At 57.8% G+C, this 25,352-nt stretch carries 22 protein-coding genes; 13 read left to right on the top strand and 9 right to left on the bottom strand.

Annotated features, from left to right (window positions below):
* Positions 1 to 174: 174 nt before the first annotated feature.
* Positions 175 to 1,638, top strand: coding sequence for a beta-barrel assembly-enhancing protease (gene bepA, locus SPH27_RS13195; RefSeq protein WP_033146173.1), 1,464 nt, complete (start codon positions 175 to 177; stop codon positions 1,636 to 1,638).
* Between the two features lie 18 nt (positions 1,639 to 1,656).
* On the top strand, positions 1,657 to 2,013 hold the full coding sequence (gene arsC / locus SPH27_RS13190) for an arsenate reductase (glutaredoxin) (RefSeq protein WP_182071352.1): 357 nt from the start codon (positions 1,657 to 1,659) through the stop codon (positions 2,011 to 2,013).
* Here arsC and SPH27_RS13185 read toward each other — a convergent pair.
* Positions 2,010 to 2,834, bottom strand: coding sequence for a helix-turn-helix domain-containing protein (locus tag SPH27_RS13185; RefSeq protein WP_182071353.1), 825 nt, complete (start codon positions 2,832 to 2,834; stop codon positions 2,010 to 2,012). The two genes, arsC and SPH27_RS13185, sit on opposite strands and share 4 nt — an antisense overlap.
* A gap of 146 nt (positions 2,835 to 2,980) precedes the next feature.
* Here SPH27_RS13185 and celB point away from each other — a divergent pair, with 146 nt between their 5' ends.
* The 3 genes from celB to SPH27_RS13170 are packed head-to-tail and all read left to right on the top strand — an operon-like array spanning position 2,981 to position 6,681.
* Positions 2,981 to 4,300, top strand: coding sequence for a PTS cellobiose transporter subunit IIC (celB, locus tag SPH27_RS13180; protein WP_182071354.1), 1,320 nt, complete (start codon positions 2,981 to 2,983; stop codon positions 4,298 to 4,300).
* Between the two features lie 3 nt (positions 4,301 to 4,303).
* Positions 4,304 to 5,260 carry a N(4)-(beta-N-acetylglucosaminyl)-L-asparaginase gene (locus SPH27_RS13175; RefSeq protein WP_039263716.1) on the top strand — a complete coding sequence of 319 codons (957 nt, stop codon included), beginning with the start codon at positions 4,304 to 4,306 and terminating at the stop codon, positions 5,258 to 5,260.
* Positions 5,260 to 6,681 (top strand): leucyl aminopeptidase family protein, encoded by a 1,422-nt coding sequence (locus SPH27_RS13170; RefSeq protein WP_182071383.1) that lies wholly within the window; start codon positions 5,260 to 5,262, stop codon positions 6,679 to 6,681. Before SPH27_RS13175 ends, SPH27_RS13170 begins: the two co-directional genes overlap by 1 nt.
* Before the next feature lie 89 nt (positions 6,682 to 6,770).
* On the opposite strand, the gene SPH27_RS13165 is transcribed toward SPH27_RS13170, so the two are convergent.
* The 4 genes from SPH27_RS13165 to SPH27_RS13150 all read right to left on the bottom strand — a co-directional run bounded on the left by SPH27_RS13165 (position 6,771) and on the right by SPH27_RS13150 (position 11,226).
* The gene (locus tag SPH27_RS13165) at positions 6,771 to 7,472 is read right to left on the bottom strand and encodes a DnaA inactivator Hda (RefSeq protein WP_211438414.1); all 702 of its coding nucleotides are present in this window, start codon (positions 7,470 to 7,472) and stop codon (positions 6,771 to 6,773) included.
* A gap of 96 nt (positions 7,473 to 7,568) precedes the next feature.
* On the bottom strand, positions 7,569 to 8,858 hold the full coding sequence (gene uraA, locus SPH27_RS13160) for a uracil permease (protein WP_047060720.1): 1,290 nt from the start codon (positions 8,856 to 8,858) through the stop codon (positions 7,569 to 7,571).
* A gap of 83 nt (positions 8,859 to 8,941) precedes the next feature.
* Positions 8,942 to 9,568 (bottom strand): uracil phosphoribosyltransferase, encoded by a 627-nt coding sequence (gene upp, locus SPH27_RS13155; RefSeq protein ID WP_023308769.1) that lies wholly within the window; start codon positions 9,566 to 9,568, stop codon positions 8,942 to 8,944.
* 227 nt (positions 9,569 to 9,795) lie between these two features.
* Positions 9,796 to 11,226, bottom strand: coding sequence for a 6-phospho-beta-glucosidase (locus SPH27_RS13150; protein ID WP_182071355.1), 1,431 nt, complete (start codon positions 11,224 to 11,226; stop codon positions 9,796 to 9,798).
* Between the two features lie 266 nt (positions 11,227 to 11,492).
* On the opposite strand from SPH27_RS13150, the gene purM reads away from it, so the two are divergent.
* From purM to ppx, 4 genes are all read left to right on the top strand, one after another.
* Positions 11,493 to 12,530 carry a phosphoribosylformylglycinamidine cyclo-ligase gene (gene purM, locus SPH27_RS13145; protein ID WP_008501643.1) on the top strand — a complete coding sequence of 346 codons (1,038 nt, stop codon included), beginning with the start codon at positions 11,493 to 11,495 and terminating at the stop codon, positions 12,528 to 12,530.
* Entirely contained in the window at positions 12,527 to 13,168 is a 642-nt protein-coding gene (gene purN / locus SPH27_RS13140) for a phosphoribosylglycinamide formyltransferase (protein WP_023308771.1), read from the top strand. The genes purM and purN overlap by 4 nt, the downstream gene beginning before the upstream one ends.
* A 206-nt stretch (positions 13,169 to 13,374) precedes the next feature.
* Entirely contained in the window at positions 13,375 to 15,435 is a 2,061-nt protein-coding gene (ppk1, locus tag SPH27_RS13135; protein ID WP_033146179.1) for a polyphosphate kinase 1, read from the top strand.
* A 3-nt stretch (positions 15,436 to 15,438) separates the two neighbouring features.
* Positions 15,439 to 16,977: an exopolyphosphatase gene (ppx, locus tag SPH27_RS13130; RefSeq protein WP_182071356.1), complete on the top strand. Its 1,539-nt coding sequence runs from the start codon at positions 15,439 to 15,441 to the stop codon at positions 16,975 to 16,977.
* A gap of 4 nt (positions 16,978 to 16,981) precedes the next feature.
* Here the strand turns inward: ppx and SPH27_RS13125 are convergent, their stop codons facing one another.
* Positions 16,982 to 19,222 (bottom strand): EAL domain-containing protein, encoded by a 2,241-nt coding sequence (locus SPH27_RS13125; RefSeq protein WP_096150423.1) that lies wholly within the window; start codon positions 19,220 to 19,222, stop codon positions 16,982 to 16,984.
* Positions 19,223 to 19,574: 352 nt separating this feature from the next.
* Between SPH27_RS13125 and SPH27_RS13120 the strand changes: the two genes are divergently transcribed.
* Complete coding sequence (locus SPH27_RS13120) at positions 19,575 to 19,763, top strand: YfgG family protein (RefSeq protein ID WP_029739958.1); 189 nt, start codon at positions 19,575 to 19,577, stop codon at positions 19,761 to 19,763.
* On the opposite strand, the gene SPH27_RS13115 is transcribed toward SPH27_RS13120, so the two are convergent.
* Positions 19,760 to 20,650 (bottom strand): LysR family transcriptional regulator, encoded by an 891-nt coding sequence (locus SPH27_RS13115; RefSeq protein ID WP_182071357.1) that lies wholly within the window; start codon positions 20,648 to 20,650, stop codon positions 19,760 to 19,762. The genes SPH27_RS13120 and SPH27_RS13115 overlap by 4 nt on opposite strands.
* Positions 20,651 to 20,747: 97 nt before the next feature.
* Here SPH27_RS13115 and SPH27_RS13110 point away from each other — a divergent pair, with 97 nt between their 5' ends.
* Together SPH27_RS13110 and SPH27_RS13105 are read left to right on the top strand one after the other, a co-directional pair.
* Entirely contained in the window at positions 20,748 to 21,977 is a 1,230-nt protein-coding gene (locus SPH27_RS13110; RefSeq protein WP_182071358.1) for an MFS transporter, read from the top strand.
* 51 nt (positions 21,978 to 22,028) lie between these two features.
* A complete protein-coding gene (locus SPH27_RS13105) occupies positions 22,029 to 22,772 on the top strand; it encodes an alpha/beta hydrolase (protein ID WP_182071359.1) in 744 nt (247 codons plus the stop codon).
* Between the two features lie 10 nt (positions 22,773 to 22,782).
* On the opposite strand, the gene SPH27_RS13100 is transcribed toward SPH27_RS13105, so the two are convergent.
* Positions 22,783 to 23,226 (bottom strand): winged helix-turn-helix transcriptional regulator, encoded by a 444-nt coding sequence (locus tag SPH27_RS13100; protein WP_182071360.1) that lies wholly within the window; start codon positions 23,224 to 23,226, stop codon positions 22,783 to 22,785.
* 115 nt (positions 23,227 to 23,341) lie between these two features.
* On the opposite strand from SPH27_RS13100, the gene SPH27_RS13095 reads away from it, so the two are divergent.
* Positions 23,342 to 24,556, top strand: a complete 1,215-nt coding sequence (locus SPH27_RS13095) for an MFS transporter (protein WP_233476960.1) — start codon at positions 23,342 to 23,344, stop codon at positions 24,554 to 24,556.
* On the opposite strand, the gene iolB is transcribed toward SPH27_RS13095, so the two are convergent.
* Positions 24,522 to 25,346 (bottom strand): 5-deoxy-glucuronate isomerase, encoded by an 825-nt coding sequence (gene iolB / locus SPH27_RS13090; protein WP_182071361.1) that lies wholly within the window; start codon positions 25,344 to 25,346, stop codon positions 24,522 to 24,524. The two genes, SPH27_RS13095 and iolB, sit on opposite strands and share 35 nt — an antisense overlap.
* Positions 25,347 to 25,352: the final 6 nt, after the last annotated feature.

Here is a 25,352-nt window from a genome sequence, read left to right as displayed (position 1 = left end):
TCTAACTGTCACAAAAAAGACTTTCGCTTTTTGTATCCCGATCGCAATCCGCAAAAGCCTGATGAATGGGATTTTCTTCATGCTGTAACACGGCTACACTCGCAGAGCAGCAGAGATGAACGTTATGCCGCTTCATCGGTCAAATTAGCACATCCAACATACAGGACAGTGGTTATGTTCAGGCAGTTGAGAAAAACACTGGTTGCAACACTGATTGCCGCGGTGACGGTCGGTCAGGTGTTGCCCGCTTTTGCTGACTCGTCCGATTCATTGCCGGACATGGGCACCACAGCAGGAAGCACGCTCTCTATTGGGCAAGAGATGCAAATGGGGGATTACTATGTTCGCCAGCTGCGCGGCAGCGCCCCGCTGATCAACGATCCTTTGCTGGTACAGTACATTAACGGGCTGGGGATGCGTCTGGTTTCGCACGCCGACTCGGTAAAAACCCCCTTCCATTTCTATTTAATTAATAATGACGAAATCAACGCCTTCGCCTTCTTTGGCGGAAACGTGGTGCTGCATTCGGCGTTATTCCGTTATTCCGACAACGAAAGCCAGCTGGCCTCGGTAATGGCGCACGAAATTTCGCACGTCACCCAGCGTCACCTGGCGCGCGCCATGGAAGACCAGAAACGTAACGCCCCCCTCACCTGGGTGGGCGCGCTGGGCTCCATTCTGCTGGCGATGGCCAGCCCGCAGGCCGGGATGGCAGCCCTGACCGGTACGCTGGCGGGAACGCGCCAGGGGATGATCAGCTTTACCCAGCAAAACGAACAGGAAGCGGACCGCATCGGGATTCAGGTGCTGCAGCGTTCGGGCTTTGACCCGCAGGCCATGCCGAGCTTCCTCGAAAAACTGCTCGATCAGGCGCGTTACTCTTCCCGTCCGCCGGAAATCCTGCTGACGCACCCATTACCCGAAAGCCGCCTGTCGGACGCGCGTAACCGTGCTAACCAGATGCGTCCGGTGGTGGTCCAGTCTTCGCAGGATTTCTACATGGCGAAGGTGAGAACCCTGGGGATGTACAATTCCGGGCGTAACCAGCTCACCAGCGACCTGCTGGATACCCTGGCGAAAGGCAACGTGCGTGAGAAAAACGCCGCACAGTATGGTCAGGCGCTCCAGGCGATGGAAGCCAGCAAATACGACGAGGCGCGCAAAGCGCTGCAACCGCTTCTGGCTGCAGACCCGAACAACCCGTGGTACCTCGATCTGTCGACGGATATCGATCTGGGCCAGAAGAAAACGGCCGATGCGATTAACCGTCTGAAGGGGGCGAAAGACGTCCGTACCAACCCGGTGCTGCAGCTTAACCTGGCGAACGCTTACTTACAGGGCGGTCAGCCTGGCGAAGCGGCGACCATTCTGAACCGCTATACCTTTAACAATAAAGACGATCAAAACGGCTGGGATCTGCTCGCTCAGGCGGAAGCCCAGCTCGGCAACCGCGATCAGGAGCTGGCGGCGCGTGCCGAAGGTTTTGCCCTGGTGGGCCGCCTCGATCAGGCGATTTCCACGCTCAGCAGCGCCAGCGCGCAGGTCAAGCTCGGCAGCCTCCAGCAGGCCCGTTACGACGCGCGTATCGATCAGCTGCGCGGCCTGCAGCAGCGCTTTAAGCCATACGAAAAGATGTAATAAAGGAGAATTCACGTCATGACAGACGCCGTAAAAATTTATCACAACCCTCGCTGCTCCAAGAGCCGCGATACCCTTAGCCTGCTGAAGTCTAACGGCGTTGAGCCGGAAGTGGTGCTGTACCTCGACACCCCACCTGACGCGCAAACCCTCCGCCAGCTGCTGCACATGCTGAGAATGGGCAGTGCAAGAGAGCTGATGCGTCAGAAAGAAGATTTGTATAAGTCGCTTAACCTGGATGACAGCCGTCTCACCGAGGCTGAGCTGATCCAGGCGATGGTTGAAAATCCAAAGCTGATTGAGCGCCCGATAGTGGTGGCGAACGGCCAGGCGCGGATTGGACGCCCGCCGGAAGACGTGCTCGAGATCCTCTAGTCCTTATGCCGCAGCGCTTCCAGAAAGGCCTGCGGCGTACTCTCTCCCAGCTTTTTCTGCGCTTTTCCCCGGTTGTAAAATTCGCACAGCTGGATCAACAGCTCGCCTGCCGGTTCACAGTTCAGACGTGGGATGATTTCACATAGCGGTAGATCAACCTGAACGGCGCGGTATTGCTGTGGATGCGCTGTCACGGTGGTATTACGCTCCTCAAGCTTCACCTCAAAACCAAAAGTCTCAACAGATTGAATATCAGCCGGACAGGCTGCCAGCGCGTCGTTCGCCCAGTGGGCCAGCAGCTGCGGAGAAATGCCCGCGTACAGCCGGGCGTAGCACCAGCCGCTCACGGGTTCACGCGCCCACAGCAGATGCAGTTCCCCGCCATCGTCCATATGCAGCGACAGAGGCTGATGATGTAACAGGAGTTTTTGCGGCACGATACCTGCCTTCAGCGCCTTTTTTCCCTGCAACGTCGCGCCCTTCTGCTTTATCGAAGCCGGTTTGAGGTAGCGGTTCAGGGTCGCGCGGGACACGGCGATCCCGAGTTCGCTATTGACCATCTGCAGCAGTTCGTCCAGCGGGGCGCCAGTGATATCCCGCAGGGCATTGACCAGCGCAACCTGCTCCTGTCTCAATGCTTTGTGTATCACTTTTGGCGTCGTGTGATTATCCGAAACCTGCTCGCGGTTGCGCCAGCGCCTGACGGTAGTGACCGAAATACCCAGCTCCGTGGCCAGCTCCCTGTCGCTTTTATCTGACTGCTGTAGATAGCGACGGATGCGCGGCGTCGTGGTGGCATTAGCATGCAGTTTAATTTCCATCGCAGGATCCTCGGAACCAATCTTATGAGATTTATACTACATCAGCGATTGCTTTGTGACCGATTTCACCTTTCGCTCGCCGCGCTTCACTGATAATCCTAAGACATAACACAAACAACACCCCTCAATCTTGTACGGAGTTCACAATGAACAATGTTCTGGGATTTCTTGAAGCAAAACTGATGCCGCTGGCGGCCAAAACGGCCCAGCAGCGTCATCTCGGGGCCATTCGTGGCGCCTACGTGTCATTCATGCCGTTTATCATCGTCGGCTCTATTCTGCTGGTGATCTCGTCGTTCCCGAATCAAGCCTATCAGCAGTTTATGTCTCAGGCCTTTGGTGAGAGCTGGAGCGCCATTATTGAAATCCCGTTCAACGCGGTCTTCTCCACCATGTCGCTGTTCATCAGCTTCCTGGTGGCCTTCCGCCTGGCGGAACACTACGGTGAAGACCGCATCTCCTGCGGTATCCTGGCGCTGGTCGCCTTTCTCATCCTGACGCCCTTTATCAAAGTGGCGGAAAACGGCGGTATTACCGTCATTCCGGTGGAGTGGATTGGCAGCAAAGGGCTGTTCGTGGCGATGATCGGTTCCCTGCTGTGGACGGAGCTGTTCTGCTGGCTCAAGCGCAAAAAACTGGTGATCAAAATGCCGGACGGCGTGCCTCCGGCGGTGCAGGAGTCGTTCGCCGCGCTGATCCCGGCCCTGCTGGTGATGATTCTGGTGCTGGGTATCCGCATCGTTTTTGAAAACACCCACTACAACACCATCCACCAGTTTATTTACGAAGTGGTTGCCACGCCGGTGCGCCACTACGGCACCTCTTACTTTGGCGCGCTGATGACGGTGTTCAGCATCACCATTCTGTGGTCAGTGGGCATTAACTCCGGCTCGATGATCAACGGCATCATTCGCCCGCTGTGGATGGAGAACCAGACCGACAACATCGCCGCGATTCAGGCAGGCACGACGCCGCCTCACATTATCACCGAACAGTTTTTTGACATGATCTGGATGGGCGGCGCGGGGGCCACGCTGTCGCTGGTGATTGCGATGCTGATTTTCGCCCGCAGCAAAAACATGCGTGAAGTGGCGCGCCTCGGCGCCGGGGCATCGGTGTTTAACATCAACGAACCGATCCTGTTTGGCCTGCCGGTGATCATGAACCCGATAATGCTTATCCCGTTCAACCTGGTGCCGCTGGTGCTGGTCACCGTGCAGTATACGGCGATGAAGATTGGCGCGGTTGCCGTCACCACCGGGGTGTTTATTCCCTGGACGCTGCCGCCGGTTATCAGCGGCTTTATCGTTACCGGACACCTGAGCGGCAGCGTCATGCAGCTTATCAACCTGCTGATTGGCGCCATGCTGTACCTGCCTTTTATGCGTATCGTGGATAAACAGTACCGCGCGGCGGAAATGGCCACCGTTACGCAAAACGACACCACCCTTGCAAAACAGGAGTAAAGCATGTGGGGAATTATCGCGACCTGGAGAATGGCGCTTGAAGGCGTTACGGAGTCTGCGTCTGCGCTGGCTGCGGGTAAACCGGTCTCTGCAGCGGTGGTGGATGCCGTCGCCGCCGTCGAAGACTTTCCGTTTTATAAATCCGTCGGCTACGGCGGGCTGCCCACCGAAAATGGCGAAGTGGAGCTGGACGCCGCCTACATGGACGGCGATACGCTGGCGTTTGGTGCCGTGGGCAACCTGGTGGATATCGCCAACCCGGTGCGCGTGGCGCATGCGTTAAGCCGCCAGCGCTACAACAGCCTGCTTGTCGGCCAGGGCGCGCGGGAATGGGCGCTGAGCCAGGGCTTTGCCGACAAAACTATGCTCACTGACCGCGCCATGCAGCACTACCGCAAACGCTGCCGCGAGACGCTGGATAAGGGCTTAAGCCCTTACGACGGGCATGACACCGTCGGCATTATCGGCCTCGATAAACAAGGGTCAATGAGCGTCGCCACCTCCACCAGCGGCCTGTTCATGAAAAAACGCGGTCGACTCGGGGATTCGCCCATTATTGGTTCCGGCTTTTACTGCGACAGCGAAACCGGCGCGGCCACCGCCACGGGCGTCGGTGAAGATCTGATGAAAGGCTGCACCAGCTACGAAATCGTCCGCCGCATGGCGCAGGGTATGACGCCCCAGCAGGCGGCGGATTCGGTGGTGTTCGAGCTGGAGGACAAGCTGATGTCGCGCTTTGGCCGCGCGGGCGATCTTTCCGTGGTGTGCATGAACAACAGGGGCGAATTCGGGGCCGCCACTAACATCAAAACCTTCTCGTTTGTGGTGGCGACGGCTCGCCAGCCCCTCACCGTTTTTCGTACCGAACGCCTGCGGGAGAAAACGCATTATTACGCCGTAGACGATGAATGGATGCAGGCCTATGCCGCGCGGATCCGCGCGCCGATTGAGGAGTCATGATGATTACGTATCAGTTTATCACCGCGCTTTCTGACGCGGCTCCGCAAAGCCATTTGATTGCGTCCGCCTCCTGTACGCATTTGCCCGAAACGGCGCTTGTCGCGGAAATGCGCGAGTCTGCCAGCATCGCTGACACCCGCTTTGGCTGCGCCCCGTTTGCCCGGATCACCCTGCTGCCGGATGCCCTCTGGCAGGATAGCCTGACCGAAGGATTGCTGACGGCGCTGCGCCCGCTGCTGGCCTCGCCCGTCAGCCCCGAGCTGATACTGGACGTTACTGCTATCGATGATGTGGTGCTGGCGCAGGTGCTGCGTTTTCTCTTTAATCAGGCGCACAGGCTGAGCGACCTGAAGCTGAAGAAAACGGATGAATCCACGGTGCGCCTTACGCGCATCACCGCCCTCTGCCTGCCGGAACAGCAGGCAAAACTGGAGGGTGTCTTCCGCCAGCAGCAGGCCATCGCCCGCGGCATGGTCGCGGCGCGACGTCTGGCGGATATCCCGTCCGACCGATGCACGCCGCAGTTTGTGGTGGAAGAGGCGCAAAGGCTCTGTGCCGCCTTCCCCGCCCTGCGCTGCGAGGTGCTGAACGAAAAGGCTATTGCTGAGCAGGATCTGGGGCTGCTGCACGCCGTTGGCAAAGGGGCGACCTGTCCGCCGCGCCTGCTGGCGATCCATTATGACGGCGTCAACGACGGCCCGGTGCGCTGCTATGTGGGAAAAGGCATTACCTTTGATACCGGTGGGCTGTGGCTGAAGGAAGGCGCGGGCATGTACACCATGAAATACGACATGTGCGGTGCGGCTAACGTGCTGGGCCTGATGCTGACCATCGCAGAGCTGGCGCTGCCCGTGCGCATCATGGGCGTGCTGGCGCTGGCGGAAAACGCCATCGGCCCGGACGCCATGCAGCCCGGAACGGTGGCGACGGCCTGCAACGGCACCACGGTTGAAATCAACAACACCGATGCCGAAGGCCGACTGGTGCTGGCGGATGCCATCGCCTGGGCTAGCCAGCGCCATCCGCAGGCGCGCTATATTATTGATATGGCGACCTTAACCGGTGCGGTCGTCAAAGCGCTTGGGTATGAATTGAGCGGATTAATGACGCAGGATGAACCGCTGCGCGCGGCGCTAACGCTGGCGGGTAAGCAGAGCGGCGATGAAGTATGGTCCCTGCCGCTGGATGCGCGGTTGAAAAAACAGACCGACAGCGCCATTGCCGATCTGTGCAACACGCCGACCAACAATGCGGCAATCAGTGCATCGGCGGCGTGGCTGCTGCACCACTTTTGCCCGCCGACCATTCCGTGGGCGCATCTGGATATCAGCGGTACGGCGCTGTGGCGAGAGAGCGGAAGGAGCGTGGCATCGGGAAGACCGATCCCGATGCTGGTGGAACACCTGATGGGAGATCTTTAGCCGGGTGGCGGCTACGCCTTACCCGGCCTACAAAGGGCGGCAGGTTTTCGTAGGCCCGGTAAGGCGCAGCCGCCACCGGGCGAACAAACTCAAAGCTTGAGAATATCTTTCACAAACGGAATGGTCAGCTTGCGCTGGGCGGTAATGGAGGCGCGATCGAGCTGATCGAGCGTGTCAAACAGCGTGCGCATTTCACGATCCAGCCGCTTGAGCAGGAAGCGCCCCACGTCCTCCGGCAGCTCAAACCCGCGCTGCTTTGCGCGCAGCTGTAACGCCTGAAGCTTATCTTCATCCGACAGCGGCTGGAGCTTGTAGATTTGCCCCCAGTCCAGACGAGACGCCAGATCCGGCAGCCCCAGATTGAGCTGTCTCGGCGGACGATCGCCGGTGATCAGCAGCCGGGTTTTACCCGATTCCAGAATGCGGTTGTAGAGGTTAAAGATCGCCATTTCCCACGGCTCGTCCCCCGCCACGCATTCGATATTATCGATGCAGACCAGCGAGAGATGTTCCATTCCCTCCAGCACCTCAGGCACGAACCAGGTGCGTTTATCCAGCGGCACGTAGCCTACCGCATCACCGCGCGCCGAAAGCTCCGCGCAGGCGGCATGCAGCAGGTGACTGCGCCCCGCGCCTTCGCGTGACCAGATATAGATGTATCCGCTGTGATCCTGGCGCAGCACGTTTTGCAGTGCAGCCAGTAAAGAGGGGTTATCACCCGGCCAGAAACTCGCGAAAGTTTCGTCGTCAGGGAGATAGAGTGGCAGAGAGAGCTGTGCCGGTCCGTTCAGAAATACCTCAACCAGAGATCCTACGTAAAATCGGAATGGAGTTTAACACGGAACCTGCAAGGAGAGAACCGGGCGATCCCTCGCCCGGTAATACGATCAATGTGACGCTTTTTCGCTTTCGTCCGCGTCCAGAATTTCTTCTTCCGGGCGGATGACCGAGATCAGCTTGAAGATCAGGCTCAAGCCCACGCCGACGATGGTCGCCAGCGCCATGCCCTTCAGCTCGGCCGCACCAATGTGCACCTTCGCGCCGCTCACGCCGATGATCAGGATAACGGAGGTCAGGATCAGGTTTTGCGCCTTGCTGTAATCCACTTTGGATTCAATCAGCACGCGAATACCGGAGGCGCCGATCACGCCGTACAGCAGCAGAGAAACGCCTCCCATCACCGGCACCGGAATGATCTGAATCGCTGCCGCCAGCTTGCCGACGCAGGAGAGCAGAATGGCGATAATCGCCGCGCCGCCGATAACCCAGGTACTGTAGACGCGGGTGATCGCCATCACGCCGATGTTCTCACCGTAGGTGGTGTTTGGCGTAGAGCCGAAGAAACCGGAGATGATGGTGGAAAAACCGTTCGCAAACATGGAGCGGTGCAGACCCGGGTCGCGGATTAAATCGCGCTTAACGATGTTCGCCGTCACCACCAGGTGGCCGACGTGCTCCGCAATCACCACCAGCGCCGCAGGCAGAATGGTGAAAATAGCAAACCATTCAAAGCGTGGCGTATAGAAGGTTGGCAGCGCAAACCAGTGGGCCTGAGCGATCGGGGTGGTGTCCACCACGCCCATCGCGAAGGAGAGCGCATAGCCCGCCAGCACGCCGATCAGGATAGGGATAATCGCCATGAAGCCGCGGAACAGCACGGAGCCAAACACCGTCACGCCCAGCGTTACCAGCGAGATGATAATGGTTTTGGAATCCGGTGACTGGCCGTCAGCAGGCAGCAGACCGGCCATATTCGCCGCGACGCCCGCCAGCTCAAGACCGATGACGGCAACGATGGCGCCCATCGCCGCAGGGGGGAACATCACGTCCAGCCAGCCGGTACCGGCTTTCTTCACAATGAAGGACACCACGCAGAACAGGACGCCACACATGATAAAGCCGCCCAGCGCGACTTCATAACCCAGCGGCAGCAGCAGCAACACCGGCGAGATAAAGGCGAAGCTCGACCCGAGATACGCCGGGATTTTGCCTTTACAGATAAAGAGGTACAGCAGCGTACCGATGCCGTTGAACAGCAGCACGGTGGCCGGGTTAATGTGGAACAGGATTGGCACCAGCACGGTTGCGCCAAACATGGCGAACAGGTGCTGCAAACTAAGCGGGATAGTCTGTAAAAGCGGCGGTCTTTCACTCACCCCGATAGCACGGCGCGTCATAGTGTTTTCCTCTGTGTAGTATTGTTGGTGTTTTATTCAAAAAAAAGCCGACTATCAAAGTCGGCTTATTTATCGTTATTCGATTATTTCGTACCAAAGATCTTATCGCCGGCATCGCCGAGCCCCGGGATGATGTACCCATGCTCGTTCAGGCCCTGGTCGATAGAGGCGGTATACAGCTCAACGTCCGGGTGCGCTTTTTCCAGCGCCGCGATCCCTTCCGGAGCGGCAACCAGTACCAGCACCTTAATGCTGTTACAGCCCGCGTTTTTCAGCAGGTCGATGGTGGCGATCATAGAGCCACCGGTCGCGAGCATTGGGTCAACCACCAGCGCCATGCGCTCGTCGATGTTAGAGACCAGCTTCTGGAAGTAAGGAACCGGCTCAAGGGTTTCTTCGTTACGGTAGATACCCACCACGCTGATACGCGCGCTTGGCACGTGCTCCAGCACGCCTTCCATCATGCCGAGACCGGCACGCAGGATTGGCACCACGGTAATTTTCTTACCTTTGATCTGCTCAACCTGCACCGGGCCGTTCCAGCCTTCGATGGTGACTTTTTCTGTTTCCAGATCAGAGGTCGCTTCGTAGGTCAGCAAGCTGCCGACTTCAGATGCCAGTTCGCGAAAACGCTTCGTGCTGATGTCATGCTCACGCATCAGGCCCAACTTGTGTTTAACGAGTGGGTGTTTCACTTCCACAATCTTCATTCTCTTTCTCCTCTGAGGTGGCGTCCGCAAAAAAATCGCGGGATTATACCGCTTTTTTCGGATTAGGCCATACCCATGTTGCTTGACGTATATCAAGCAAAGTGATTTAGAGACAAAAAAACCGGAGGCGAGACTCCGGCTTGGGTGCGGGGTTCTGCCCGGTGGCGCTGCGCTTACGCGGGCCTACGTGTAGTGTAGGTCGGGTAAGCGTTAGCGCCACCCGACAATTACAGGTTCTCGCCGTTGCTCGCAATCACCTGCTTATACCAGTCGAACGATTTTTTCTTACTGCGGTTCAGCGTGCCGTTTCCATCATTGTCTTTATCCACAAAGATAAAGCCGTAGCGTTTTTTCATTTCGCCCGTGCCGGCAGACACCAGGTCGATGCAGCCCCACGGGGTGTAGCCCATCAGATCCACGCCATCTTCCACCACCGCTTTTTTCATCTCGCGGATATGGGCGGCCAGATAATCAATACGGTACTGGTCGTTCACCGTGCCGTCGCTCTCCTGCACGTCGATCGCGCCAAAGCCGTTCTCAACGATAAACAGCGGCAGCTGGTAGTGATCCCAGAACCAGTTCAGGGAGTAGCGCAGCCCGACCGGGTCAATCTGCCAGCCCCAGTCGGATTTCTGCACGTACGGGTTAGAGACCAGGCTCTTGCTTTCGTCGTAATCCAGCTGCGGGTTGTCCGCCGTCGCCTTGGTGGCGAAGGACATGTAGTAGCTGAAGCCGATGTAATCGACGCAGCCCTGCTTCAGCGCGGCTTTATCCTCTTCGGTTATATCCAGCGCGAAGCCGCGACGTTCGAAGTAGTTGAGCAGGTGCTGCGGGTACTTGCCGCGCACGTGCACGTCGGTGAACCAGTAGCGGCGGTGCATGGCGTTCATCGCCATCATCATATCGTCCGGCGCACAGGTCAGCGGGTAGATAGGACACATGGCAATCATGCAGCCAATCTGCAGCGACGGGTTAATCTCGCGCCCCGCCTTCACCGCCAGGGCGCTGGCCACGAGCTCGTAGTGCGCCGCCTGGAACATTACCGGCTCACGGTCTTCACCCGGCGCGTACTTCAGCCCGGAGTTCGTGAACGGCGCAAAGTCTTCGTGGAAGTTAGCCTGGTTGTTGATCTCGTTGAAGGTCATCCAGTACTTCACCTTATGCTGGTAGCGCTGGAACACCACTTTTGCAAAACGAACGAAGAAGTCGATCAGCTTACGGTTGCGCCAGCCGCCGTATTCCGTAACCAGATGGAAAGGCATCTCGAAGTGAGACAGGGTGATAACCGGCTCGATGCCGTACTTCAGGCATTCGTCGAACAGATCGTCATAGAATTTCAGGCCAGCCTCGTTAGGCTCAAGCTCGTCACCTTTCGGGAAGATCCGCGTCCAGGCAATAGAGGTGCGGAAGCATTTGAACCCCATCTCGGCAAAGAGTCTGATGTCTTCTTTATAGCGGTGGTAGAAATCGATGGCTTCATGGTTAGGATAATTTTTCCCCTCCAGCACGCCGTTGGTGATTTCACGCGGCACGCCGTGCGCCCCCGCGGTCATCACATCGGCGACGCTCACGCCCTTGCAGCCCTCTTTCCAGCCGCCTTCCAGCTGGTGCGCCGCAACGGCCCCGCCCCACAGAAAATCTGCTTTAAATCCCGACATTCGCTTTCCCTCATTCTGCGTTATTTTCTGCAAAAACAATTACAGAAACCGGTTTCAGTTCGATGATGTGCAAAGGGAATAATCGTTGCAAGCAGTTCTCAGAAACCGGTTTCATTTTCGTGAACAGAGTCAAGTTTGGCTGCATTCACGAGGTACACAGAAAAAAAGATCCCCACGTCCAGAATAGGCTCGCAAACGTTTGCCTGGACTGTTAGAATTGCGCCGATTTTTCTTACTAGCTATGCAATCGCGTGGGGATTTAAGCCGTGACCAACAAAACTTCTCTCAGCTACAAAGATGCCGGTGTTGATATTGACGCAGGTAATGCGCTGGTTGACCGAATCAAAGGTGTGGTGAAAAAAACCCGCCGCCCGGAAGTGATGGGTGGTCTGGGTGGCTTCGGCGCACTGTGCGCGCTGCCGCAAAAATATCGTGAACCTGTTCTGGTCTCGGGTACTGACGGTGTAGGCACTAAACTGCGCCTGGCGATGGATTTAAAACGTCACGACACGATCGGTATCGATCTGGTCGCGATGTGCGTGAATGACCTGGTGGTACAGGGCGCAGAGCCGCTGTTCTTCCTCGATTACTACGCAACCGGCAAACTGGACGTGGATACCGCTGCCAGCGTGATTAACGGTATCGCCGAAGGCTGCCTGCAGTCCGGCTGTGCGCTGGTCGGTGGTGAAACCGCAGAAATGCCGGGCATGTATCACGGCGAAGATTATGACGTCGCGGGCTTCTGCGTCGGCGTAGTAGAAAAATCAGAAATTATCGACGGCAGCAAAGTGGCCGATGGCGATGTGCTGATTGCGCTCGCCTCCAGCGGCCCGCACTCCAACGGCTACTCCCTGGTGCGTAAAATCCTCGAAGTGAGCGGCTGTGATCCGCTGACCACCGAGCTGGACGGTAAACCGCTGGCTGACCATCTGCTGGCGCCGACCCGCATCTACGTGAAAAACGTGCTTGAGCTTATCGAGAACGTCGACGTTCACGCTATCGCTCACCTGACCGGCGGCGGCTTCTGGGAAAACATCCCGCGCGTCCTGCCGGACAACACCCAGGCGGTGATCGACGAATCCTCATGGCAGTGGCCAGCCGTGTTTAACTGGCTGCAGACCGCGGGCAACGTGAGCTCTCACGAAATGTACCGCACCTTTAACTGCGGCGTAGGTATGGTTATCGCCCTGCCGGCAAGCGAAGCGGATAAAGCGGTTAAGCTGCTGACTGAAAAAGGTGAAAACGCGTGGAAAATCGGTACGATTAAAGCTTCCGATTCCGAACAGCGTGTGGTCATTGAATGAAAAACATCGTGGTGCTCATTTCCGGCAACGGAAGCAATTTGCAGGCCATCATAGACGCCTGCAAGCAGAAGAAAATCAATGGCACCATTCGGGCAGTTTTCAGCAACAAGGCCGACGCGTTCGGCCTTGAGCGCGCGCGGGAAGCGAACATTCCCGCGCACGCGCTGGAAGCCAGCCAGTTCGCCGGGCGTGAAGCCTTTGACCGCGAGCTGGTGCATGAGATTGATGCCTACGCGCCGGACGTGGTCGTGCTGGCGGGCTATATGCGTATTCTGAGCCCGGCCTTCGTCGAACACTTCGCTGGTCGTCTGCTGAATATCCACCCTTCCCTGCTGCCGAAATATCCCGGCCTGCACACCCATCGCCAGGTTCTGGAAAACGGCGATGAGGAGCACGGCACCTCCGTGCATTTCGTTACCGACGAGCTGGACGGCGGTCCGGTGATCCTGCAGGCCAAAGTTCCGGTCTTTGACGGCGATAGCGAAGAAGACGTGACCGAACGCGTGCAGACCCAGGAACACGCCATTTACCCGCTGGTGGTCAGCTGGTTTGTCGACGGGCGTCTCGAGATGCGCGACGGCGCAGCCTGGCTGGACGGCGTGAAGTTACCCCCGCAGGGTTATGCGGCCGAAGAGTAGTTTGTTACGTCGGGTGGCGCTGCTGCGCTTACCCGACCTGTACATTGCATTACCCGATATTCCCTTCTCCAACCTTCTAAAATCCCCAACAAAAAAATAACTGTCATACTTTTCTGGCACTGTTGGACATATCGTGGAAATGCTCGCCATAATAAGGACGAGACGGATTTACCACGTCCTGTGATTGAACTGGAGTGTGAGCTGTAATGGGTCAGGAAAAGTTATATATCGAGAAAGAGCTAAGCTGGTTAGCATTTAACGAACGTGTACTCCAGGAAGCGGCAGACAAAAGTAACCCGCTTATCGAGCGCATGCGTTTTTTGGGCATTTATTCCAACAACCTGGATGAGTTCTACAAGGTTCGCTTTGCCGAGCTGAAAAGACGCATCATCATCAGCGAAGAACAGGGCTTAAACTCGCACTCGCGGCATCTGCTGGGCAAAATCCAGTCCCGCGTACTGAAAGCCGATCAGGAATTTGACGGCCTGTATAACGAACTGCTGCTGGAGATGGCGCGCAATCAAATCTTCCTGATTAACGAACGCCAGCTTTCCGTTAACCAACAAAACTGGCTGCGCCACTACTTCAAACACTATCTGCGCCAGCACATTACCCCGATTCTGATCAACCGCGAAACCGATCTGGTTCAGTTCCTGAAGGATGATTACACCTACCTGGCGGTGGAAATTATTCGCGGTGAGTCTATCCGTTACGCGCTGCTGGAGATCCCGTCCGACAAGGTGCCCCGCTTTGTGAACCTGCCGCCGGAAACCCCGCGCAGACGCAAGCCGATGATCCTGCTGGATAACATCCTGCGCTACTGTCTGGACGACATCTTCAAAGGCTTCTTCGATTACGATGCGTTAAACGCCTATTCGATGAAGATGACCCGTGACGCCGAATATGACCTGGTGCACGAGATGGAAGCCAGCCTGATGGAGCTGATGTCTTCCAGCCTGAAACAGCGCCTGACGGCCGAGCCGGTCCGTTTTGTCTATCAGCGCGATATGCCGGACGCCATGGTGGAGATGCTGCGCGAGAAACTGACCATTTCGCGCTATGACTCCATCGTGCCGGGCGGTCGTTACCACAACTTTAAAGACTTTATTGGCTTCCCGAACGTCGGCAAAGCCAATCTGGTGAACAAGCCGCTGCCGCGCCTGCGCCATCTGTGGTTCGATAAATTCCGCAACGGATTCGACGCCATTCGCGAACGCGATGTGCTGCTTTACTATCCGTATCACACGTTTGAGCACGTGCTCGAACTGCTGCGTCAGGCCTCGTTCGATCCGAGCGTGCTGGCGATCAAAATCAACATCTACCGCGTGGCAAAAGATTCCCGCATCATCGACGCGATGATCCACGCGGCGCACAACGCCAAAAAGGTCACCGTGGTGGTTGAGCTGCAGGCGCGCTTCGACGAAGAGGCCAATATTCACTGGGCGCGCCGTCTGACGGAAGCCGGTGTGCACGTCATCTTCTCCGCGCCGGGGCTGAAAATTCACGCCAAGCTGTTCCTGATTTCCCGTAAAGAGGGCGACGATGTAGTGCGTTATGCCCACATCGGTACCGGGAACTTTAACGAGAAAACGGCGCGAATTTATACCGACTACTCGCTCTTAACCGCCGACGCCCGCATCACTAACGAAGTGCGCCGGGTCTTTAACTTTATCGAAAACCCGTACCGTCCGGTGAGCTTTGACTATCTGCTGGTCTCGCCACAGAACTCGCGCCGCCTGCTGTACGATATGATCGATAAAGAGATCGCCAATGCCCAGAAAGGGCTGTCGTCCGGCATCACGCTGAAGCTTAACAACCTGGTCGACAAAGGGCTGGTGGACAGGCTGTATGCAGCGTCCAGCTCCGGCGTGCCGGTTAACCTGCTAATCCGCGGCATGTGCTCGCTGATCCCGGAACTGGAAGGCATCAGCGACAATATTCGCGTGATCAGCATTGTTGACCGTTACCTGGAACACGATCGGATCTATATTTTTGATAATGCGGGTGATAAACAGGTCTATCTCTCTTCGGCAGACTGGATGACGCGCAATATTGACTACCGTATTGAAGTCGCGGCACCGCTGCTGGATCCGCGTCTGAAGCAGCAGATCCTCGACATCATCGAGATTCTGTTCAGCGATACCGTGAAAGCACGCTATATCGACAAAGAACTCAGTAACCGCTATGTACCGCGCGGCAACCGCCGCAAAGTGCGGTCGCAACTGGCGATTTACGATTATATCAAATCACTCGAGCAACCCGATTAACCTATGCCGATAAATGATAAGACTCCACGCCCGCAGGAATTCGCCGCGGTCGACCTTGGCTCTAACAGTTTCCACATGGTCATCGCCCGTGAGGTGGATGGCGCGCTGCAGATCATCGGTCGTCTGAAGCAGCGCGTACACCTGGCGGATGGTCTTGATGAACGCAGCATGCTCAGCGAAGAGGCGATGGAGCGCGGGTTAAACTGCCTGTCGCTGTTTGCTGAACGCCTGCAGGGCTTCTCGCCCTCCAGCGTGTGCATCGTGGGCACCCACACCCTGCGCCAGGCTCTGAACGCCCCGGAGTTCCTCAAGCGGGCCGAAAAAGTGATCCCCTACCCGATTGAGATCATCTCCGGCAACGAGGAAGCGCGTCTGATTTTCATGGGCGTTGAGCACACCCAGCCGGAAAAAGGGCGCAAGCTGGTTATCGATATCGGCGGTGGCTCAACGGAGCTGGTGATCGGCGAAGACTTTGAGCCGCGCCTGGTGGAAAGCCGCCGTATGGGCTGCGTCAGCTTCGCGCAGATGTATTTCCCGGGCGGCACCATCACCCGCGAGAACTTCCAGCGCGCGCGTATGGCGGCTGTCCAGAAGCTGGAAAATCTGGCCTGGCAGTACCGTATCCAGGGCTGGAACGTGGCGCTGGGCGCGTCGGGCACCATCAAGGCGGCGCATGAAGTGCTGCTGGGGATGGGTGAAAAAGACGGGTTTATTACGCCCGAACGCCTGACGTTGCTGACCGAAGAAGTGCTGAAGCATAAAAGTTTTGACGCCTTAAGCCTGCCGGGTCTTTCCGACGAGCGTAAAGCGGTATTCGTGCCGGGGCTGGCTATTCTCTGCGGCGTGTTTGATGCCCTCGCCATAAAAGAGCTGCGTCTGTCGGACGGCGCGCTGCGTGAAGGCGTGCTGTATGAGATGGAAGGCCGTTTCCGCCATCAGGATATTCGCAGCCGCACCGCGCAAAGCCTGGCCAACCAGTACAACATCGACCGTGAACAGGCGAAGCGCGTGCTGGACACCACGGTGCAGATGTACGAACAGTGGCAGGAGCAGAATCCGAAGCTCGCGCACCCGCAGCTTGCCGCGCTGTTGAAATGGGCCGCGATGCTGCACGAGGTGGGGCTGAACATCAACCACAGCGGGATGCACCGCCATTCGGCCTACATTCTGCAAAACAGCGATCTGCCTGGCTTCAACCAGGAGCAGCAAACCATGATGGCGACCCTGGTGCGTTATCACCGCAAGGCCATCAAGCTCGACGACCTGCCGCGCTTTACGCTGTTCAAGAAAAAACAGTTCCTGCCGCTTATTCAGCTGCTGCGTCTGGGCGTGCTGCTCAATAACCAGCGTCAGGCCACCACCACGCCGCCTACGCTGAAGCTTAAAACCGACGACCACCACTGGACGCTGAGCTTCCCGCACGACTGGTTCAGCCAGAACGCGCTGGTCCTGCTGGACCTGGAAAAAGAGCAGCAGTACTGGGAAGCGGTCACCGGCTGGCTGCTCAAAATTGAAGAAGAGAGCGCCGACGTCGCCGCGTAACGGCTCAGGCGTCCGCGGTGGACGCCTCTGCTTCCAGCAGTGACTCAAGCGGTGCCGGTCTGCCAATCAGATAACCCTGCACATAATCGATGCCTAGCGCGTGAACCGCGCTACGTATCTCTTCGCTTTCGACATACTCCGCTACCACCAGCATTTTCTTCATGCGCGCCAGATGGCAGATAGACGCCACAATCTGATAATCCAGGCTGTTGTTGACGATATTGCGAATAAAGCTGCCGTCAATCTTGAGAATATCCGCGTCCACGCTTTTCAGCCGCGCATAGCTCGCATAGCCGGTGCCAAAATCATCAATTGCAATACGTACCCCCATTTTCTGCAGCTGCCGGAGGATGTGTAGCGCCTGTTCCGCATTGCAAAAGGTGCTGCACTCCGTCACTTCAAAGATCAGCTGCCACGGCTCAATGGCGTATTTCGCCAGCAGGCGACTCACCTCAAGCGGAAACTGCACCCGACACACGGTCGACGGGGCAAGATTAATGGCAAAGCGCTGGCCGGGCAGTCTTTCGCGATGCGCGGCCAGGAAACGCAGGGTGTGCTCGAGCACCCACAAATCTACCCGCGAGGAGAGACCAAACTCCTGCGCGACGGGCAGGAACTGGTCGGGGGAGATCAATAGCCCGTTTATATCCGGCATCCGGAGCAGGACTTCGTGATAGCAATCGCCACGCATGCCGCGAACGGGTTGAACCAGCAGGGTGAATTCGTCGTTATCAAGCGCCTTTTGCAGGCGGCTCATCATCGCGACTTTATCCCTCAGGTTGCGCTGCAAATGGACGGCCCCACGCTGCTGAAGGTTTTCCGGATGGTTGGATGAGAGCGACAGGTCGGCAACCACGCCCAGCTCGCCCAGCACCAGATAAAGATGGTTAACCGGGGACCGGACATAGCAATAGCTCACGCCCACCTGCGGCTGCAGCGGCATGCCGTCCCAGACAAAGCGGAACTGCTTGATGTGCTCGTCCAGGGCTTCAATCCGCTGCTGATGCGATTCCGCGTTAAGCCGTACCGCCAGGTCATACCCGGTCAGGTGATACACCAGCTCATTGGGCTGGAGAATGCCATTCACCCACTGCGCCAGCTGCTGCTTGTACTGAATCCGCAGCAACACGCCGTAATTTCGGCCCAGAATTTCCAGCTCCGGAATGCGCAGCAGGCAGAGCGCCGACCACGGGTTTTTCGCCAGATCGCGCGACAGCGCCCGCAGGTTAGGCATATGGACGACCGGGTCGAGCAGCGCCAGCCTGCGGGAGCGTTTGTTCGCCGCGCGCTGCCGGGTCGCCAGCATCGACATATAAATCACCACGAAGGAGAAGACCAGGTAACTGGAAGAGGTGATCGCCAGCTGAATGTCATACCCCGGGTTCACCGGGATATAGCGGTAAAAATAGTGAATAGACACCAGCAGTATCGGCGTCCAGATAAGCGAAATTAGCTTATAGCCAAAACGCATCGCGCCCCAGAGCATCACCGGCATCAGCAGGGAAAGGGTGTAGTTGGTGGTGAAAATGGAGCTGTTCTCATTCATCGGAAGCAGCAGCAGCGAAAGCAGCCCGCCAAGCGCGATAGCCCACACCAACAACTCAACGACCGTCACCTTTTTGTCTATCTCGGAACGGATCTGCGAGAGAAGGCTTTTGATATAGCGCGGATGACGAAGCAGGCGGATCAGCAGATAGCTCAGCGGCACGCCCGTCAGGCCGCTGACCAGCAGCGTCTGATAGTTGATGAGCGTGCGAATATTGAGGGGGTTTAATCCCGCAAGGCTCTGGCGGCTCTCATACACGCCTAAATACACCGCAAACTGAAACAGCACCAGAAACAGCGTCGCGGGGCAGAACGCCTGCCAGAAGATGCGCTGCGCCATCAGCCGAACGTCGCCGTACGCGGTCATATTCCGTCTGGGCGCAAACACCCGGTAGCCACCCCAGCTGAGCACTAAAGGGACGACAAAATGGAGGATCCCCGCGACGGTTTCAAACATACCGACCGACGGGTAATAGCGGATAAACAGCGACAATACGATCCCGGGCAGCGCTTCCAGGCCAAAGAACATCATCAGCGAAAGCAAAAATGAGAGGGGTAAATAATAGAGTGCCGCAATGCCGTCGCCCAGCTGCGTGAACGTATTCGCAATGCTCAGCACGGGAAGTAAAACCACCGGTAAAATAAGCGGTAATGCCCACCAGCGGTTTTCATTTTTTTTCAGGAAAGCCAGAATGTTCATAGATGCCCGGTTAAACCCCTTTCGCTCCAGAGGGAAAATAAAGACAGGCATCCAACCTGACGTACGCGCCGCCCGGCAAGGTGAGGGGCGAACTGTATGGAGGAAGGATTTTAAATATCAGGGCCGGGAAGCCGTTGACTTAAATCAAACTACTTTACGCAAATAACTTTTTGCGGCGTTTTTTTGAAATTATTTTCTTCATATTATCAATATGGTAAATGCATTAATTAATTTCAATAACATTAATCAATGTAAACATTGACGGTTATTTACACACAGCAGAATTGACCCCGCCTTCCCGCTGTGCCTTAATATCCTTGTCGCCCAAAAGGGCTTATCCAGGAAAAACAGAGTGAGTCAGGTCACGCGTATGCGCAAACGACATCAATTTAATACCCGAATGACCCGCATCATACTGCTCATCAGCTTCCTGTTTTTCTTTGGCCGCTTCGTTTACTCTTCAATTGGCGCCTGGTACCACCATCAGGACAAAACCCAGTCGCAGCAATCCAGCCTGACCGTCGACACCGCCGATCGCTAAACAGCCGTAGGATCTTGCACGAGCCGAATAATGGCCGCGATCCCTTTGCTGAGGATTTTATCCTGCCGCATTACCACCGCCAGCTGCCGCTGCAGCATAGGCGTAAGCGACATCACGCATAGCCCTTCGCGATCGGCATCCTGTTCGACCGCCATTCGCGGCACAATACTGTAGCCCAGACCCGCGCGAACCATGCGTTTGATCGCCTCGATGCTGCCAAGCTGCATCACCGGTGCGATCGCTAATCCATTCGCCGCAAACCAGCCATCGATCAGCGCCCGGGTACCGCTGCCTGATTCAAAGGCAATCAGCGGCTGAGCGTGCAGCGCCTCCGGGGTAAAGTCACTGAAAGCGTCCTGCTGCTCCCGCGACGCGATACAAACAAACTCTTCGTCCATTACCGGCATGACGTCCAGCGCTCTGCCGCTCACCGGCAGCGTCACCAGCCCCATATCGAGCCGGTTCTCTTCGATGGCCCTGACGATGTCGAGGGTGTTGCCCGTCGTCACCCCCACGCTCAGGAGCGGATAGTCTCGACGCAGCTTCTCCAGCAGCGGCGGCAGAAGATGGATGCAGGCCGTTGCCCCCGTGCCAAGCGTAATGGTGCCGCTCACATCTTGGCTGAATGCGCTCACGGACCGGATGGCGTCATCTACCGCCAGCTGAATACGCTCCCCATGCGCCAGCAACGCCTGCCCGGCAGCCGTAGCCTTAATCCCCCGCCCGGTACGCTCCACCAGCCGCGTTTGCAGAAACTGCTCCAGCTGACGTATTTGCAGGCTGACGGCGGGCTGGGAAATACCCAGCGCATCCGCTGCCGCTGAAAAGCTGCCGCGCTGGATCACCAGACGGAAGGTGGCGAGATAGCCCAGATTAAGCGTTGTCATTCAAAGTTTCTCTTATACCGCGCATAAGGTTGCTGCCCTGCCAGCACAATAGCGCGCGAGTTATGCTCAGGACAACTGCATAACGGAATGAAAAACAATGGAAACACCCGCCCTGCCACGCCGCCTCGCCCTCGCGGCGGGATGTAATCAGCTCATCAACTGGGGGATCTCGTTTTATATGCCCGGCACCTTTGCGCTGGCGATTTCAGCCGACCGGGGATGGTCATCACCGCAGATTTACCTCGGCCTGACGCTGGCAATGCTGGTGATGGCGGCGGTTTCTCCGTTTGTCGCCCGCCTGCTGGCACGCTTTGGCGGTCAGAAAGTGGTGATGAGCGGCACGTTGCTGATCGCCGCAAGCTGCGCAGGGATGGCATATACCCAGACGCTTTTTGGCTGGTACTGCGCCTGGCTGATCGGCGGCGTAGGGATGCGCCTGTCGCTGTACGACGCGCTGTTCGCCGCGCTGGTAAACCTCTACGGGCAGCAGGCGCGAAGAACAATCTCACGCGTCACGCTGGCGGGCGGGCTGGCCTCCGCCGTTTTCTGGCCGCTGGGCGATGCTCTGCTTCAGGTCATGAGCTGGCAGGAGGCGCTGCGCGTCTACGCGCTCTTCGGCCTGCTGAGCGCGATGCTGATTCGAACGCTTCCCCGGCAGCGGCTGACGGTGACGACAAAGGTCACCGCGCCGCCTCTTAACAACGAGCGGCGTAACGGCTGGCTTTATGCTGCCTTCATTGCCATCATCACCTTTGTCTCTAACGGCACCTCCACCCATCTGCCGGAGTTTATTGCCCACTTCGGCCTGCCGGTCGCCATCGGCATGCTGTGGGGAGTCGGCCAGACGGGCGCCCGCTCGCTGGAAGTGCTGGCGGGTGCCCGCTTAACCCCCTTCAAACTGACGCTTTTTACCGCGCTCGCCATGCCGCTCTGCTTTCTTCTGGGGATGAGCAGCGCCCTGTTTGCGTGGTGTGCGGCCGGGTTTGTACTGGGCTACGGCGCCATCAACGGGCTGGTCACCATCGTAAAAGCCACCCTGCCGCTGGAGCTGTTTAGCACCGAAAGCTATGCCCGCCGCACGGGGATGCTGCTGATCCCCGGCCAGCTGATGGCGGCAGCCTCACCGTTTGCCTATGCGTGGCTGAATAAAACGCTGGGGATCGCAGGTGCAATGTGGGTATCAACGGGCCTGACGCTGGTGATTGCCGGGCTGGCGATAGCGATTGTGCGTCGTCCAGGCAGGCAAACTGTATCGCACTGTATCCAGAGCGCCACGCTGACAAACGGGTACAAAACGCCGCCTCCGGCAAATATCTCCGATACATAAAAATGGTTTTCTTTCCCTGTCGCCATTCAGAACCGATGAGGAGAGAGACCGATGATTCGACATTATTTGCTGTTCCCCCTGCTTGCCCTGGCCTCGGCCAGCGCCTTTGCGGAAAGTAAAACCAGCGTCGTGCTGGTGCACGGCGCGTTTGCCGACGGCAGCAGCTGGAGTAAGGTGATTACTCTTTTGCAGAAGCAGCACGCCGAGGTCATTGCCGTCCAGCTCCCGCTCACGTCGCTTAAGGATGACGTTGCGGCCACGCGGCGGGCCATCGCCCGCGCCCAGGGTAACGTGGTGCTGGTGGGCCACTCCTGGGGAGGTACCGTGATTAGCGAGGCGGGCAACGATGCGCGGGTAAAATCGCTGGTGTATGTGGCGGCGTTCGCGCCGGATTCCGGCCAGTCGACGGCGGATCTGGCAGGAAGCTATCCTGCCCCGCCGGGCAGCGCGGGCATTGCTAAAACGGCGGACGGCTATTTATACCTGCCGACAGGAGCCGTCAGAAAGGACTTCGCGCCTGACGTGAAGCCAGACATTCAAGATACGATTGCAGCCACGCAGGGGCCGATTAAGGCCGAGGCGTTTGGTGAAAAGGTCGCCCACGCGGCGTGGCATGATAAACCGAGCTGGTATGTGGTCAGCAAGAATGACCGAATGATCAACCCCGATCTGGAACGGGCGATGGCGAAGACGATCCATGCGAAAACCGCCGAGGTGGCGGCAAGCCACGTGTCGATGGTGAGCCAGCCGCAGATCGTTGCCCGGACGATTGAGCAGGCGATAAGCGGTAATTAACCGGAGTGACTCATTCGATCTTCTGCACTTCCGTATCCACCGGCAGCAGCGCAGTGCCGTCATGCGCTGCTGGCGCCATAAAGGGAACCGGCCTGCCCGTCCGCCTGTCGACCAGCAGCGAGTGACGCTCGCCCTGTGAAAACAGATTTTGCTCTCCCCACTGACGCAGCGCCACGATCACCGGGAAAAGACGTTCGCCTTTGTCGGTCAGAACATATTCCTGATAAGCCGTGCCGTCCGATGCTCCCTGTAACGTCAGGATTTCTGCCTCAACCAGCTTGCGAAGCCGGTCAGAAAGGATGTTGCGCGCCACCCCAAGGCTGCGCTGAAAATCCCCGAAGCGCGTCATGCCGTCAAACGCATTACGCACAATAAGAAGCGACCAGCGATCCCCGAGCAGGTCAACGCTGCGGGCAACGGGACAATATTCCTCTTTTACCGTATTTCGGGACATCACCTGTTTTCCTCGCAAAGGCCACCCTATAACTGGTTGCATTTTAAAACTGCATAGCCTAGCATTCAACCAGTTTCATTTTAAAACCAGGTTATCACAGGCGAGGATTTTGAATATGTCACTGACGTCAGCCCTTCCTTCAGCCGACATGCCGCGCAGCATGGTCTGGCTGTTCGCCACCGCCAGCGGCCTAAGCGTGGCAAACGTCTATTACGCCCAGCCTTTGCTTGACGCGCTGGCGAACGATTTCGGCATCAGCCATGCGGCCGTGGGGGGCGTGGTGACCGCGACACAAATTGGCTGCGCGCTGGCTCTTTTGCTCGTCGTTCCTCTGGGTGACAAAGTGGATCGTCGACGACTCATGGCAGTACAGCTGATTGCTCTGGTGGTGGCGCTGGTTTCCGTCAGCATGGCACAGTCCTCTTCAGCGCTGCTTATCGGTATGCTTGCGACAGGTATGTTGGGCACGGCCATGACGCAGGGGCTGATCGCCTACGCCGCCAGCGCCGCGTCGCCCCATGAACAGGGACGCGTTGTCGGCGCGGCACAGGGCGGCGTGTTCACAGGTTTGCTGCTCGCTCGCGTCTTTGCCGGTGGCATCAGCGATATCGCGGGCTGGCGCGGGGTCTATCTTTGTGCTGCCGCGCTGATGCTCATGATTGCGTTACCTCTGTGGTGGCGACTCCCCGCCCTGCCAGCCGTCACTGCCACGATGAGCTATCCGCGGTTGATTGGCTCAATGCTCACGCTGCTGCGGCAGGAAAAAGTGCTGCAGATACGCGGCGTGCTGGCGCTGCTGATGTTTGCATCGTTCAACATTTTCTGGAGCGCGCTGGTGCTGCCGCTGAGCGCACCGCCGTTTAACTTTTCGCATACAGCGATTGGCGCGTTTGGACTGGCTGGCGCGGTGGGCGCGCTGGCTGCTGGCCGGGCAGGACGCTGGGCCGATCGGGGATATGCCCAACGCACCAGCGCGGCGGCGCTGAGTATCTTACTGTTAGCCTGGTGGCCCTTGTCGCTGATGGACCGTTCACTCGGGATCTTGCTTATCGGCATCATACTGCTCGACTTGGGCGGTCAGGCGCTGCACGTCACTAATCAGAGCATGATTTTCCGCACCCGTCCCGAGGCGCACAGCCGGCTGGTCGGGCTTTACATGCTGTTTTATGCCGTCGGCAGCGGGCTCGGCGCGCTCGGCACAACGATGACGTATGCCTGTGCCGGCTGGCCGGGCGTCTGCCTGCTTGGCGCCTCGGTCAGCCTGCTGGCGCTGGTGTTCTGGTGGCTAACCCGCGCTAGCCACCGCTGTCCGCAGGATAATCCCGATTAATCCACGCGTGGTCCTCTTCCCAGGTGAACATCCATTTGCGCACCGGGCCGGCCATCACGTTGAGGTAGTAGCTGTCATACCCGGCCATCGTCGCCACCGGGTGGTAGCCCTTCGGCACCATCACCACGTCTCGGTTATAGACCGCCATACACTCATCCAGCGCTCTGTCGTCGGTGTAGACGCGCTGCATGCAGAACCCCTGCTCCGGGTTGAGGCGATGGTAGTAGGTCTCCTCCAGATAGGTCTCCTGCGGCGGGTTATCCGTGTCGTGCTTGTGGCTCGGGTACGAGCTGGTGCAGCCCTCACTGGTCCACACCTCCACCACCAGCAGGCTGTCGGCGGGCCTGTCTTCCGGCAAAATGTTATGCACGTAGCGCTGGTTGTGACCTTTGCCGCGCGCTTCACCGTCGATATCCTGCGGGGCAATCAGCCGCGTCGGATACGTGCCTTTGCCCGGCGCGGCGCAGACCGCCAGCTCCAGCGTCGTCAGCGCCTTCACCTGCACCGTCTCCTGCGGGGTGACGTACACCGCCCACGGCTTAATGCGCTCGAAGGGGCTCATCCGCTCGCCGATATCGTTAAACTGCGCGGAAGGCGTGCTGATAGAGGCCCGCCCGGCGACCAGCACCAGGCAGCGCTCTTCGCTAACGGCGGGCAGCGTCAGCGTCTGCCCCTCCTGTAGCTCATACGCCTCAAAGCCGACGTAGCCCCACCCCGCGCTTTCCGGTGTAACACACTGGGTGCGCCCCTCCGCGTTCGGCTGTTGCCAGCGTGATAACAGACGTGACATGTTCCC

The sequence above is a fragment of the Enterobacter sp. A103 genome (assembly GCF_034427535.1).
GTDB lineage: Bacteria > Pseudomonadota > Gammaproteobacteria > Enterobacterales > Enterobacteriaceae > Enterobacter > Enterobacter asburiae_B.
The sequence above is the reverse complement of the archived record's forward strand: the minus strand, read 5'-3'. Positions and strand labels throughout refer to the sequence as shown.

Coding starts and splice junctions, on each gene's coding strand:
- ppx (WP_182071356.1), top strand. CDS start 15,439: ATGCCGATAAATGATAAGACTCCACGCCCGCAGGAATTCGCCGCGGTC.
- upp (WP_023308769.1), bottom strand. CDS start 9,568: ATGAAGATTGTGGAAGTGAAACACCCACTCGTTAAACACAAGTTGGGC.
- SPH27_RS13115 (WP_182071357.1), bottom strand. CDS start 20,650: ATGACAACGCTTAATCTGGGCTATCTCGCCACCTTCCGTCTGGTGATC.
- uraA (WP_047060720.1), bottom strand. CDS start 8,858: ATGACGCGCCGTGCTATCGGGGTGAGTGAAAGACCGCCGCTTTTACAG.
- iolB (WP_182071361.1), bottom strand. CDS start 25,346: ATGTCACGTCTGTTATCACGCTGGCAACAGCCGAACGCGGAGGGGCGC.
- celB (WP_182071354.1), top strand. CDS start 2,981: ATGAACAATGTTCTGGGATTTCTTGAAGCAAAACTGATGCCGCTGGCG.
- SPH27_RS13185 (WP_182071353.1), bottom strand. CDS start 2,834: ATGGAAATTAAACTGCATGCTAATGCCACCACGACGCCGCGCATCCGT.
- SPH27_RS13125 (WP_096150423.1), bottom strand. CDS start 19,222: ATGAACATTCTGGCTTTCCTGAAAAAAAATGAAAACCGCTGGTGGGCA.
- bepA (WP_033146173.1), top strand. CDS start 175: ATGTTCAGGCAGTTGAGAAAAACACTGGTTGCAACACTGATTGCCGCG.
- SPH27_RS13150 (WP_182071355.1), bottom strand. CDS start 11,226: ATGTCGGGATTTAAAGCAGATTTTCTGTGGGGCGGGGCCGTTGCGGCG.
- SPH27_RS13175 (WP_039263716.1), top strand. CDS start 4,304: ATGTGGGGAATTATCGCGACCTGGAGAATGGCGCTTGAAGGCGTTACG.
- purN (WP_023308771.1), top strand. CDS start 12,527: ATGAAAAACATCGTGGTGCTCATTTCCGGCAACGGAAGCAATTTGCAG.
- SPH27_RS13105 (WP_182071359.1), top strand. CDS start 22,029: ATGATTCGACATTATTTGCTGTTCCCCCTGCTTGCCCTGGCCTCGGCC.
- ppk1 (WP_033146179.1), top strand. CDS start 13,375: ATGGGTCAGGAAAAGTTATATATCGAGAAAGAGCTAAGCTGGTTAGCA.
- SPH27_RS13100 (WP_182071360.1), bottom strand. CDS start 23,226: ATGTCCCGAAATACGGTAAAAGAGGAATATTGTCCCGTTGCCCGCAGC.
- SPH27_RS13095 (WP_233476960.1), top strand. CDS start 23,342: ATGTCACTGACGTCAGCCCTTCCTTCAGCCGACATGCCGCGCAGCATG.
- SPH27_RS13110 (WP_182071358.1), top strand. CDS start 20,748: ATGGAAACACCCGCCCTGCCACGCCGCCTCGCCCTCGCGGCGGGATGT.
- arsC (WP_182071352.1), top strand. CDS start 1,657: ATGACAGACGCCGTAAAAATTTATCACAACCCTCGCTGCTCCAAGAGC.
- SPH27_RS13170 (WP_182071383.1), top strand. CDS start 5,260: ATGATTACGTATCAGTTTATCACCGCGCTTTCTGACGCGGCTCCGCAA.